This is a genomic window from Pseudomonas sp. NBRC 111133 (assembly GCF_001320605.1).
GTDB lineage: Bacteria > Pseudomonadota > Gammaproteobacteria > Pseudomonadales > Pseudomonadaceae > Aquipseudomonas > Aquipseudomonas monteilii.
The window spans coordinates 1-12555 of the sequence record NZ_BCBJ01000072.1 but is presented as its reverse complement, the minus strand read 5'-3'; the positions used below and the strand labels follow the sequence as shown (position 1 = coordinate 12555).

General features: G+C 58.1%; 10 protein-coding genes and 1 pseudogene. All 11 read right to left on the bottom strand.

Annotated elements, in window-relative coordinates:
• Nucleotides 1-43: 43 nt before the first annotated feature.
• Nucleotides 44-1498, bottom strand: a pseudogene (gene fleQ / locus APH36_RS17190) (transcriptional regulator FleQ); the annotation flags it as partial.
• Between the two features lie 167 nt (nt 1499-1665).
• Nucleotides 1666-1962 (bottom strand): hypothetical protein, encoded by a 297-nt coding sequence (locus APH36_RS17185; protein WP_016711796.1) that lies wholly within the window; start codon nt 1960-1962, stop codon nt 1666-1668.
• Nucleotides 1963-1976: 14 nt separating this feature from the next.
• Nucleotides 1977-2372 (bottom strand): flagellar export chaperone FliS, encoded by a 396-nt coding sequence (fliS, locus tag APH36_RS17180; protein ID WP_060499583.1) that lies wholly within the window; start codon nt 2370-2372, stop codon nt 1977-1979.
• Between the two features lie 134 nt (nt 2373-2506).
• The gene (fliD, locus tag APH36_RS17175; RefSeq protein WP_060499582.1) at nt 2507-3919 is read right to left on the bottom strand and encodes a flagellar filament capping protein FliD; all 1413 of its coding nucleotides are present in this window, start codon (nt 3917-3919) and stop codon (nt 2507-2509) included.
• Between the two features lie 76 nt (nt 3920-3995).
• Entirely contained in the window at nt 3996-4352 is a 357-nt protein-coding gene (locus tag APH36_RS17170; protein ID WP_060499581.1) for a flagellar protein FlaG, read from the bottom strand.
• Between the two features lie 72 nt (nt 4353-4424).
• Nucleotides 4425-5297 carry a flagellin domain-containing protein gene (locus tag APH36_RS17165; protein WP_060499580.1) on the bottom strand — a complete coding sequence of 291 codons (873 nt, stop codon included), beginning with the start codon at nt 5295-5297 and terminating at the stop codon, nt 4425-4427.
• Nucleotides 5298-5549: 252 nt separating this feature from the next.
• Complete coding sequence (locus tag APH36_RS17160) at nt 5550-6485, bottom strand: ketoacyl-ACP synthase III (RefSeq protein WP_060499579.1); 936 nt, start codon at nt 6483-6485, stop codon at nt 5550-5552.
• A 215-nt stretch (nt 6486-6700) separates the two neighbouring features.
• Nucleotides 6701-7846, bottom strand: coding sequence for a dTDP-4-amino-4,6-dideoxygalactose transaminase (gene rffA, locus APH36_RS17155; protein ID WP_060499578.1), 1146 nt, complete (start codon nt 7844-7846; stop codon nt 6701-6703).
• A gap of 86 nt (nt 7847-7932) precedes the next feature.
• Nucleotides 7933-8685, bottom strand: coding sequence for a formyltransferase family protein (locus tag APH36_RS17150; protein ID WP_082426410.1), 753 nt, complete (start codon nt 8683-8685; stop codon nt 7933-7935).
• Nucleotides 8658-12200, bottom strand: coding sequence for a glycosyltransferase family 2 protein (locus APH36_RS17145; protein WP_060499576.1), 3543 nt, complete (start codon nt 12198-12200; stop codon nt 8658-8660). The genes APH36_RS17150 and APH36_RS17145 overlap by 28 nt, the downstream gene beginning before the upstream one ends.
• A 41-nt stretch (nt 12201-12241) precedes the next feature.
• Nucleotides 12242-12555: WbqC family protein (locus tag APH36_RS17140; RefSeq protein ID WP_177337108.1), on the bottom strand; the 314-nt coding region annotated here is incomplete at its 5' end.

Here is a 12555-nt window from a genome sequence, read left to right as displayed (position 1 = left end):
CTTTGGGTATGACTTGGGTTTTGTGACAGGGCGGAAATCGAGCGCCGCCCTGGCGGCTCATGCCGTACTTGCGCATCTTCTCGACCAGGGTGGTCCGGCGAATGCGCAAACGTTCAGCCGCGCGCGCAACGATACCGTTGGCATCGTCCAGCGCCTGCTGGATCAGGCCCTGCTCCAGGCTACCGAGGTAGTCTTTCAGGTCGAGCCCTTCTGGCGGCAGCATGGCATGGTTGCTGAAGTTCGGCGTATGGCCATTGATCGCCACGCGCTCTTCCAGGTCGCTGCGCAGGCTGTCGACCATCTGCTCGTCTTCATCATCGGCGTAGCGGAACTTCTTCGGCAACTCGGACACGCCAATCACCCCGTACGGGTGCATGATCGCCATGCGCTCGACCAGGTTGGCCAGCTCACGCACGTTACCCGGCCAGCCGTGGCGGCACAGCGACATGATCGAGGCAGAGTTGAAGCGGATGGAACCGCGCTTCTCGTGCTCCATGCGCGAGATCAGCTCGTTCATCAGCAGCGGGATGTCTTCCACCCGCTCACGCAACGGCGCCATCTCGATCGGGAACACGTTCAGGCGGTAATACAGGTCTTCACGGAAGGTGCCGTCCTCGATCATGGTCTCGAGGTTCTTGTGCGTCGCGGCGATGATGCGCACATCGATGCTCTGGGTCTTGTTGCTACCCACGCGCTCGAACGTACGCTCCTGCAGCACACGCAGCAGCTTGACCTGCATCGGCAACGGCATGTCGCCGATTTCGTCAAGGAACAGGGTACCGCCGTTGGCCAACTCGAAACGCCCGGCACGGCTGGTGATCGCACCGGTAAAGGCACCCTTCTCGTGGCCGAACAGCTCGCTTTCCAGCAACTCGGCCGGGATCGCGCCACAGTTGACCGGCACGAACGGCGCTTCGCGGCGCTTGGAGTGGTAGTGCAGGTTACGCGCCACCACTTCCTTGCCCGTGCCCGACTCGCCCAGGATCAACACGCTGGCATCGGTGTCGGCTACTTGCTGCATCATCTGCCGCACATGCTGGATGGCACGGCTGGTGCCGACCAGACTGCGGAACAGATTGGGCTCGCGCTGGCGGCCACGCTCGCGCGCCTGGTCGTACATTTCGCGGTAGACCTGGGCACGGTGCAGTGAATCCAGCAGCTGGCTGTAGCTTGGCGGCATTTCCAGGTTGGAAAGCACACGGCGGCGAAGGTCTTCCGGCAGCTCGGCCGAAGAAATTTCACCTAAAAGCAGAACCGGAAGGAACTCATCCCAGGCAGCCACTGTCTTAAGTAGCCCAAGGAGATTGCCCGACGCGTTCACGGTGCCGACAAGCACACACAACACTTCGCGACTGGAAGACAACGGCTCGACGACTTGCTGCCAGTCCTGGCTTGAGCAAGCGAGGTTTTCTTCGCCGAGAAAATTGAGCACCACCGCCAGGTCGCGGCGGCGTGCGCTGTCGTCGTCGATCAGCAGAATCTTGGTTTCACGCCACATGCAATAGCAACTTCCCTAGTCATATCGGCGCCCTGCGGGCGTGCTCGACATCATTCCGACTGAATGGTCAGTGTTCGGACGTCTGAAATTCGAAAACAGCCACTAGTAAAGTCAAAAAACACCGGTCAGTCAAATTAATGGCGCACGGCTTTTTGCAACATCGGTGGTCAGGTGAACAAATGGTATACCTTTGCCGCGTTCTTCGCCTGACGGATTTTCGTCATTTCGTCGACCAAGGATTGACGCTCGCCACTTGCAACCTCGATTAGCTGGCGGTAAACGGCCAACAATTGCTCGAGGCTGGCACTGACATCCGCCTCATTGCCTTTGGCTTCAGACACCATGTCACCAATGCGCAAGCGGCATTCCAGGTCCAGCTCCCCCACCGCTTCCCAGTTGCGTTCGGCCAGCGCCGCCAGCAGCATGTCCCGGGTTTGTTCGATGCGGGCGATTACTTCGCTCATGTCATGCTCCTTTATCAGGAAGCCGACGACTGATCGCCGATTGCGTCCCAACCTTCCTTCACAGTGATCAGCAGGCGCGCAACCTCGTCGATGATGGCCGGGTCCGCGTTGACGTTGGCTTCGATAAGGCGGCGACTCATGTACATGTACAAGCTATCCAGCTCAGCCAGGCTGTCGGCATGGTTTTCCAGGTCCAGGCCTTCACGCAGGCCGCCGATGATGTCGATGGCCTTGCCGATGAGGATGCCCCTTTGCGCTATGTCGTTGCGAGCAATGGCGCCCTTGGCCTGCGCCATGCGATCAAGGCCGCCCTGCATGAGCATCTGCACCAGGCGGTGCGGGCTGGCTTCGGACGTCTGCGCTGCGCCGTTGACTTTCTGGTACTGCCGAAGGGCCAACATCGGGTTCATGGATCTGCCTCGTTGCTGCGGTAAAAATTTGCTTGTACCTGCTGTATCGCCTGTACGTCAAAGAACTTTAGGGGAAAAGCCAAAAGCCCGGGGCGTCTCGTGGACGCCGCCGGGCTTTTGGCAGGTTCAGCTAATCAGGATTTCTTGGCTTGGGCATTGATCGCCTCGAAGATCGAGGTGATCTGGTCGGCCTGGGCTTTCATCTTGCCCAGGGCGGTATCGAGGGCCACGTACTTCTTGGTCAGCGATTCGGTCAGAGACTCGGTGCGGCGATCCAGAGCTGCTTGTTGAGCCGTAAGATTCTTGGCCACATCACTGAGGTTGTTGTTTCGACTAGCCAGGCTGCCATCTGTCCCGTTATAGGGATCAATGGCCTTGTTCATTCGCTCGAAAATACCGTTGGTACCCGTGAACAATTCCTGCACTTCTGTACCCAGCTTCTTGTCATCCAGCGCTGCAGTGAACTTAGTGCTGCTGAACTCCAGGGTGCCGTCTTTCTGAGTGTTGATGCCAAGCTGCCCCAGCGTCGTGAGCTGATCGCCCGAACCAACTTCGGCGAGCACCTTGCGAAGATCGCCCAACAGCGAGCGGGTAGTCGGATCGTTGGTCAGAGGCCCCAAGACCAGATTGTCATCATCATCACGACTGGTCGAGGTCAGCGAAGTGACGGTTTTCTGGAGCGTGTTGTAGGCGTCCACAAATGCCTGAACCGAGGTTTTCAGACCATCATTGTTAGGCGCCACAGTAACCTTGGCAGTGGAGCTTTCGCTCAGCAACTCCAGGCTCATGCCGCTGATCGCGTCCTCGAGCTTGTTGGAAGCACTGGTAACCTTCAAGCCATCGATGGTCAGTTCCGCATCTTGGGCCAGCCCAGACATATAACCGGCGCCGTTGGCGTTTTCTGCCATTGACTTGCCGCCATCGATGTCTAGCTCAGGAACGCCGGACAGCACCAAGTCTGACCCTGCACCCGTGACAGAGGACGACAATACCAGGCGCGCGCCGCCCTCAGAGTTGACGATGTTGGCACTGAGGCCACTGGCACCCAGCTCTTTGTTGATCTGGTCACGCACGCTCTGCAGCGTAGCACCTGCCCCGATATCGAGAGTGTAGCTCTTGCCACCGTCATCAGGATCACCTACTGCGATGGTCAAGACACCTTCACTAATCGCTTTGCTAGCGCCCTCAGCAAACTGCTGACTAGCCACCTTCGAGCCAGTCGCCAACTTGGAGACCTCGATATCATAGCTACCGGCCACTGCCGAATTGCTTGAGGTCACCTTTACAGCTTTGTCATTGGAGGACGTCGCCGCATAAGCATTGAAGGACGGTGCAGAGGTGTCATTGAGCTTCTTCATAGCACTTTGGAACGCTGTCAGAGCACTGCGCAGCGCACCAATACCCGAAACCATCGCACTATTATTGCTGGTCTGCCGCGTGATCTGCGCTTGCTTGGCAGCAGTGTCGGACTGAACCAGTGCCTTGACGATCTCGGAGATATTAAGACCAGACCCCAGGCCAGTAGAGGGAAGAATCGGGCTTGCCATGCTGTTTTCCTCTCATCATTGCGCGCCCTGCTCCTGCAAGGCTCACGCCACTTACCACATTGGTGTCCGCCGTCAATCAGGCCTTGGCGTCGAACAGAATACTATTGACATCGCTCAGGCTATGAGCAATCCGCAAAGCCTCCTCAGAGGGGATCTGGCGAATCAACTCACCACTGTCGCTGGCGATGACCCTTACCACAATCTTGCCGGACTCCTCGTCGGTGGAGAACTGCAGATTACGGCGACTTTCACTTAAAAATTTTTCGATTTCGGCAACGGCATTCTGTACATCGTCCACGCCCTGCACTTTGGCCGGGTCGCTTTGCGAAGTTTCGGCAGAAACCTTTGCCGTCCGACTAACCGACTTTTCAGCAACCTGTTCTTGTGAACGCGCCGCCTGATAAGACAGGCTCAATTTGAGGCTCATGTCCATCTCTGCCACCTCTCAACGAAAAAGCGGGGAAGCGCAACACATGCACTCCCCCGCCGAAAACTGTCAGACAGATTAGCCCAGCAGCTTCAGAACTGCCGATGGCAGCTGGTTGGCCTGAGCCAGAACCGAAGTCGAAGCTTGCTGCAGGGTCTGCTGCTTGGTCAGCTGGGCAGTTTCAGCGGCGAAGTCGGTGTCCTGCACGCGGCCACGGGCAGCTTCGGCGTTTTCGTTGATGTTCTGTAGGTTGTTGATGGTGCTGGTCAGACGGTTTTGGGCAGCACCCAGGTCAGCACGGGTGGTGTTGATGTTCTGCAAAGCATCGTCAATGCCAGTAATTACGTTCTGGAACAAAGCATCGTAGTCGCTTGCAGCCATGGCAGAGCCAGTCATGGCAATGCTGGAGTTGGAACCCAGTGCAGACAGAACACCGGAAGACGACGTATCTACAGCCGCGCTCAATGTAATGTCGATCTGGTTACCAGAGCCACCGTTCGACCCGACCTGGAAGGTCATGGTCTTAGCATCACCATTCAAGAGCTTCTTACCGTTAAGCTCGGTGCTTCCTGCTACACGGTTAATTTCGTCGAGCATCGACTTGAACTCGCCGTTCAGCGCATCACGATCCTTAAAGCTGTTGGAGTCATTTCGAGCCTGGATAGCCAGCTCTCGCATACGCTGCAGCATGTTGGTTTGCTCTTGCATCGCACCTTCAGCAGTTTGGGCGATGGAGATACCGTCGTTAGCATTCTTGATCGCCATGGTCTGACCACGGATCTGCGAAGTCATTCGGGTAGCGATCTGCAGGCCGGCAGCGTCGTCTTTGGCGCTGTTGATTTTCAGACCGGAGGACAGGCGAGTCATCGAAGTGGCCAGCGCATCGGAAGCCCGGTTCAGGTTTTTCTGAACGCCCAGGGAGGTGGTGTTGGTGTTTACAGTCAAAGCCATGACGAATTCCTCGTTGGATTGGGTACTACGGCTTCCGGCCTTGGCAATTCGCCGGAGGTGGCACAGAGAACCTTCGTAATAGTTATCGTCGTCAGGGCGTCTTGCTTTAGCGGATTTTCAAAAAAATTTACTGGCATCATGCCAGCCCAATGAAAACAAGGATTTGGCGCCAATTTACAGGCGTAAGATTAATGCAGCATAGAAAGTAAAACGCCGTCAGGCAGTGACGGCGTTTTGCACGGCGACAAACGGTCAGTCGAGCCGTTCGATAATGGCCGAGCCCCAGGACAAGCCAACACCGAAGCCACTGAGTGCGACACGCTTGCACTGAGAACCAAGCACATGTTTTTCCAGCAGCAGCGGAATGCTCGACGACACGGTGTTACCGGTCTCGACCATGTCTTTGACAAACCTCTGCTTGTGCTCACCTTCATCGAAACGCGCCGATACAGCATCGACGATCGCCGCACTCCCCTGGTGCAGGCAATACAGGTCGATATCCTCAGCCTTTAGCGCGCTGGCATCGAGCAACTGCTGCAAGTGTGCCGGCACCTTGACCAAGGCAAAGTTGTAGACCTGGCGCCCATTCATGAAGAATTTGCCATCAGTGGTACGCAGGTGCTCGGCACCGGCACCATCACTGCCGAACAGCGATTTACCCAATTGCCAGGCGGCCCCCTCGCCCATCCAGGTGGCGGTTGCTGCATCACCAAACAGCATGGTGGTGTTGCGATCATCGGGATCGACAATCTTCGAATAGGGGTCAGCGGTAATCAGCAGGCCGTTTTTCAGCCCCACAGCCTCCATGAAGCCCTTCATGGCATACAGGCCGTAGACATACCCGGAGCACCCCAGAGAAATATCAAAAGCCGCAACAGCGGTCGACAGGCCCAACTTGTGCTGCACGATAGCGGCAGTATGCGGCAGGCCTTCAGCGTCCCCGTTCTGGGTAACCACGATGACAGCGTCGATGCTTGCGGGGTCCAGGGCTGGATTGGCAGCGAACAGCTTCCTTGCGGCCTCCACACAAAGGTCGGAAGTTTCCTGGTTGTCTTCCTTGCGTGGCAAAAAGGTCGAACCGATCTTGCCAAAGATGAAGTCCTGATCTTTGCCGAATTTCGCGCCTTGGGCGTAGTTGTCCACCCCTTCGGTAGGCACGTAGCTGGCGATGCTTTTAATGCCAATCATATGGCTTCCCAATTCAATAACAGCGAAGTTCCCACTGCCTGCGCAACAGCAAGACGCCAGGCGATACGGTGGCCACCGATCCCTGAGCGTTTTCCAGGTGCGGCGCAGCGGCTCCCGGTTTCGACAATATACAGTGAAGATGCGCGTTCTGACTCCTGAGTCACGCTCTTTTTGTCGAATAGACCTCCGCTGCTTCGAGCGTCAGCTCATACCCCTTACCGCTCGAGCAGTACCTCGCCCAATGTTTGCACCACACGATGACGAGTGGCGTCGGGCATGCCGCACCATAACGGTAGCCGCAGCAGGCGCTCGGCACTGTAGTCGGTGACTTCCATTGCACCGTGCGTGCGGCCGTAACGCTGGCCGGCAGGCGACGAATGCAGCGGAACATAGTGAAACACTGCGTAGATATCATACCGCTTGAGCTTGCTGAGCACGGCCTGCCGGTCGATGCCCGGGGCCAGCAGCACGTAATACATGTGGGCATTGTGCTGACAGTGCTCAGGCACGATGGGGCGGCGCAGCAACCCTTGTTGCTCCAGCCCGGCCAAGGCGGAATGGTAGGCGCGCCAGGTTGCCAGGCGGTCGTCGGTAATAACCTGCGCCTCTTCCAGTTGAGCACAGAGAAACGCCGCGATCAGCTCGCCCGGCAGGAATGACGAACCCACCTCCTGCCAGGTGTACTTGTCCACTTCGCCACGGAAGAAACGGCTGCGGTCCGTGCCCTTTTCACGGATCACTTCAGCCCGCAGCACCTGCTCCGGCGTATTGACCAGCAAGGCACCGCCTTCGCCGGATATCACATTCTTGGTTTCGTGGAAACTGTATGCACCGAGGTTGCCGATACTGCCAAGCGCCCTCCCCTTGTAAGTTGACATCACCCCTTGGGCCGCGTCCTCGACCACATGCAGGCCATGTTTACGGGCAATGGCCATGATGCTGTCCATTTCACAAGCCACCCCGGCGTAGTGCACAGGTACTATTGCCTTGGTACGTGGCGTGATCGCCGCTTCGATCAGCCGCTCGTCAAGGTTCAACGTGTCGGCCCGGATGTCGACGAACACCGGTACCGCCCCACGCAGCACGAACGCATTCGCCGTAGAGACGAAGGTGTAGGATGGCATGATGACTTCATCACCCGGCTGGATATCCAGCATCAGTGCCGTCATTTCCAATGCAGCGGTGCAAGAGTGGGTCAGCAATGCCTTGCTACACCCCGTGTGCGCTTCCAGCCACTGGTGGCAACGCTTGGTAAATTGCCCATCGCCAGCGAGCATGTTGCCGAACTTGGCCTCAGCAATGTAATACAGCTCCTTGCCGGTCATATGCGGACGGTTGAAGAAAATCTTGTCTGCGCTCATCTGAATTCATTCCATAAATGGCATGCCACCTGAAAGGCTGCCTGCGTGGGTCGCGCAACGATCTCGCAGCCTGTTCCGGCCTCTCATCATTGCTTTACCGCTAACTGCACCCTACCCCAGAAACGTTCATCGCCAAGCAGGTTTTCAGCAGCCGTCACCCCGCCATTGAACAGGCAAGCCCTGCCCGACACCTCCAGGCCAGCAGCCGAACTCAAGTGGGCACCACCGCCTGAAAGCTGCGTCAACGCCCGTGCCAGAGCGATACAGCCGCAACGGAAAACGACCGGCATGAGATTGTCGAGTGAGTCGCCTGCAACCAGCGCAATGGCAACCTGTACCAAGGGCCGCCCTGCATCGACCCGTTCATCGACGAGATGGACCGTAACGCCACTGAACAACAGTTGCTGATGCAGTGCCGCCAACACGGGAGCACTGCCGATCAAACCAGCAAACGCAGGCAGCAACGAATAATGCAGGTTCACCAGGCGATCACGGTATTGGGCAACTACAGCCGGGCACAGAATTTTGTGGACCGTGGTAATTATCAAGTCGGGGCGCAACTGCTCCAACTGTGCGGTCAGTTCGTGCTGCGTAGCCCCCCCCAGGCTAACCACCCGGTTATACAAACCCACCCGCTCGGAAAATTCATTGGCCATGCAGTGCCTGTCTGTCAGCACCCCAACGATTTCCCCACCGTGCCAAGCACCTTCGCGAATCGCATGGTGCAGAAATGACAGGTTGCCGCCGCCGCCCGAGCACAAGAAAACTAGCCGCTTGTTCACATGACCCTGCACAGCGCCTCCCTTGCTCATCATTCTGCCAACCAGGCTTGGCGCCATGCATCCAACCGCGCGCCTTCGAGTAGCCACTGCGTTCGTACCGTGGCCTGCAGTGTGTCACCCAACGACGCCGATGCCGCCGGATCGCTCAGGTGCAAACGAACCGCACGCAGCCATTCCTCGGGTTCATTGGCCACACGTGTAAGCGGTAGCGTCTCTCCCCCGACAAAGCCCCGTACACGGCTGCAAATCACCGGGTGACCGCAGGCGCCATGCTGAAGAACACGCATATCACCCGAGCAGGCACTGGCCAGGGTTTCCGCCATAGGCACCAACGCCAGATCGAGATTGAGCGCGGCAAGGGTTTCAGGGAAAAGACCTGGCTTTACCGCGGAGTGCCAATCGGCCAGGTAAGGGCGTAGCTCTGCGGGGCAGTCCCCCATTACCACCCATTCCACCTCATCAGCCAGCTCAGCCACTACCGCACCCAGCATGCTGGCATCTCCCCCCCCCAGCCAGCCCAACCGTGGTTTCACGCCCGTCTGGCGCTTGCTCCGAAGGGTTTTCCAGGATAAGGGCAGAGACGCTTCCAGCACACGAACATCTTCGTGCCTGCCTTCAAGTAGTTCAGCCAGGGCCGGCGTAGCCACCAGCACCCGATCAGCCTGCATCACGCCCTGCTGCATTCGCGCCAGGACTTCTTCAGCGGTGAAATCTCCCTGCAAGCCCATTTGCGGCAGATAACCGTCCACATCGTAGACTTTGAAAGCCTGCGAAAACGCACGAAGACGACGCATGGCCAGCAAGCTGGCGTTGTCCAGTGGTCGCTGCAGGACCACGCTGGCGGGTTCGAAACGCTCGAGTTCGACCACAGATGGCAGACGGGTGGTCAACGCGCCGTCCAGAACGCCGTGCTCACGCATGGCGAGGAAGGGCTGAATGAGCCGTGACTGGGCCCGAGCGTGGTCCTGATCGAAACAGGCCAGTACGGTAGGCACATAACCTTGCAACGGGCGCCAACTCAGGGCATTACTTTCCAGCGTAAAGCTTCTGCCCGCCTGCAAAGTGAAATTGCGGTTATAACCCGGGTCGCGGGCAAGCAAGGGCAGCCAACGCTCATACCACGCATCCTCCTGCTCGACAGTGGCGCGTCGCCGGCCATTGCTGTCGACCAGCATCCGCGCATGTGGAGTAAACACATTCAGGTAGCCGGCTTGATGCAACCTCAAACATAGATCTACATCGGCCCAGGGCTCGATAAGCGCGTCTGCATCAAAACCGCCCGCAGCCAAGAACAGTTCGCGCCGCAAGACCAGCAAATCTCCACTCAGTGCACACAGATTCTGATCCAGCTCCGTACGCCGCCCGCAAGCCGCTTTGTGCGCTGGCAACCCTTCGAATGCAGGGCCCAGGCTAGCTCCCAACCCCAGCACAAGGCCTGCCTGGCGAACACTGCCATCACTTGCCAGCAACTTGCCTGCCACAGCGCCGACTTCGCGGCGCTGAGCCTGATCAATCAGCGGCTGCAACCACCCCTCATCGAGCACCGCACTCTGCGCACTCAGCCACACCAGGTACTCCCCGCTTGCCTCCTGCGCAGCGGCGTTGCACATCGCCGCCTTGGGCTGCCCGGGCATGAAGTGAAATACCTGCAAGCGCTCAACGCTCATCTGCCCGACGATTTCCAGCCACTGGCGTAGCAGCGGGTCATCATGACCAGGGTCGATTAAAATGATCTGAAGCGCCGCAGGCAGGTTCTGCGTCAGAAGTCGCTCCAGGCAACGTTGAAACTGAGGCAACGTGCCCTCCAGATAGATCAGCACGGTCACTGAGGCGTGATGCACAGGTCCGTACTCAATTCGGTACCCCTGTCGCCCATACTCGGACGTGAACACCTGGGCGTCGGGGTACCCTCTGGCCTGCAGGTGGCGCTGGATGGCGGACTGCTCATCTGTACATGGAGTCTGCTTACCGGCCTGGGCAATCAACAGCACTTCGCTCACATGCCCGACACTGCCGAGCCCGTGGGCCGAAAGCAACCTGAGTTGAGCGTCAAGTTCAAAAGCACTACCTGCGCTGCGCTCGAAGCCATGCGGCAGCATTGCCGCACGCCGATACACCCAATGCCGGGACTGACTCGCAGGAGAGGCCAACAGCAGATCCAGGTTCAGATCAGGTCGTAGGGCGAGGTCCACTACACCATCAGGTCCGCGCACTGCTTCGTCGGCATAAATCGCAAGGCAGTCAGCCGCTGCATCAGCGATAGCCTTCGCCAACATCAGCACTCCGCTGGCCACGAACATCGCGCCCGCCTCGACCAGCAGGAACCATTCGGCAGGGCATGCGGCCAAACAGTCATTAAGGGCCAGTACCGGATGGAGCGGATCACAGGCAACCCACCGGACCGTGGCGGACTCCACCTTATCTCCACCCAGTACGAAAACCTGAAGACGCTCGTAGAGGGGCCGCTTCAAACTGTCCAGAGTAAGTGCCAAGGCATGTGGATCTCCACGATCAAGTACCAGCACGGCAATCGTTGGCGAAACCACGCTGTCCAGCCGTTGTTGAATCACATTCAACTGCCGAGGGCTTGGATAGCGCTCGCGCAACCAGTCCAGAACCCCTAACCGGTTACCGACAGCTTCCCGGCAAGCCGCCGCCTGCGTCTTGGCGACAAACACATCCAACTGCTGCCAGAAACCCAGGGTTCGCTCCACGTATCGCGCAAGGGCACCATCAAGCGTTTCCCGAGCCCGAGCCAATGGCTGCGGCCCGTCCAGCATGGCAAACCCCACACAGCCAAAGAAGCAATTATCCAGAAACGCCTGATCGACACCAAAACCCGGAATGAAGAGCACAGGGCATCCGCACAGCGCAGCCAGCACGCAAGTCATCGACCACTCATAGGTGTAAAGCACTTCGGCGTGCCGCAACACGTCGGCCAATTCCGACAGAGACAGCGCATTCGCGATACTCAGCAATCGGACATCATTCGGCAGCAGTGAATAATCGATGCGATCGAGCGGGAACCTGTTCTGGTAAATAAAACAACCGCTGCGCTCACTGGCAGGCACGCCCGCCTGGAACAGTTCGATATCGATGGCAGGTACACACAACACATCGACTTCGTGTGGAGCGGCATCTTTGGCCAACAAGGCAGCGTAATAGAACAGCAGATCGGTGGGCCTCGCTTCCATGCCCTTGCCGGAAAGGTACCCTTCATAATTAAGCAGATAACGTGACACGACTGCCAGGTTGAGCGGGTTTCCGCTGATAATCTCCGGATAGACCGCTATAGGTACCTTGCCCTCCGAGCGGTGGCGCTCGCGGACAGAATCATCGTACAAGGGGGTCTTGAGGTCCGAATTGCGCTTGTCAGCGCCAACGATATAGGCCTCCCTGCCACTGAGGTTGAGCACATGGCAAAGCAAGTGCATCGCGACGATACCTGAAGACGTCTCCCGGTACCCTGGGGCATAGATGTAGTAGGGGTGCTCCGGCTTGGCGAACATAAGCCGCAAACGTGCCAGCGCATGCTCATGTTGCCGGATGTCCGCCTGCGCGGGGTTAAGCATCTGAGTACTCCAGGTCTGGATCAGCAAGGAACAGTCTTCAATCAAGGGGCATTAGTCGCGTGCCGCCGCAGAAATTTCGAGGCCTCGCCACCGGTGTTGAACAGCAGGTCGATCACGCTCACTGCATGCTGAAATTCACCGTGCAACTGTGGGTACTCCGGGTAACCGGCATAGCTCATGAAGGACACATCAAGACCGGCTGCGGCAAATGCCGACTCATCGAGATAGCAGCTGGCAGCCGGACCAGAGAGGTACTCGGTAGCACCAACGGCCTTGCAAAGGTGGATCAGGCGTTCGTTCCGCCCCTCGGCCCGCCCCAGCTCTTCCGAGCGATACAGCGGCGTGTGAATACCGT

Coding starts and splice junctions, on each gene's coding strand:
- APH36_RS17185 (WP_016711796.1), bottom strand. CDS start 1,962: ATGAGCGAAGTAATCGCCCGCATCGAACAAACCCGGGACATGCTGCTG.
- fliS (WP_060499583.1), bottom strand. CDS start 2,372: ATGAACCCGATGTTGGCCCTTCGGCAGTACCAGAAAGTCAACGGCGCA.
- fliD (WP_060499582.1), bottom strand. CDS start 3,919: ATGGCAAGCCCGATTCTTCCCTCTACTGGCCTGGGGTCTGGTCTTAAT.
- APH36_RS17170 (WP_060499581.1), bottom strand. CDS start 4,352: ATGGACATGAGCCTCAAATTGAGCCTGTCTTATCAGGCGGCGCGTTCA.
- APH36_RS17165 (WP_060499580.1), bottom strand. CDS start 5,297: ATGGCTTTGACTGTAAACACCAACACCACCTCCCTGGGCGTTCAGAAA.
- APH36_RS17160 (WP_060499579.1), bottom strand. CDS start 6,485: ATGATTGGCATTAAAAGCATCGCCAGCTACGTGCCTACCGAAGGGGTG.
- rffA (WP_060499578.1), bottom strand. CDS start 7,846: ATGAGCGCAGACAAGATTTTCTTCAACCGTCCGCATATGACCGGCAAG.
- APH36_RS17150 (WP_082426410.1), bottom strand. CDS start 8,685: ATGGCGCCAAGCCTGGTTGGCAGAATGATGAGCAAGGGAGGCGCTGTG.
- APH36_RS17145 (WP_060499576.1), bottom strand. CDS start 12,200: ATGCTTAACCCCGCGCAGGCGGACATCCGGCAACATGAGCATGCGCTG.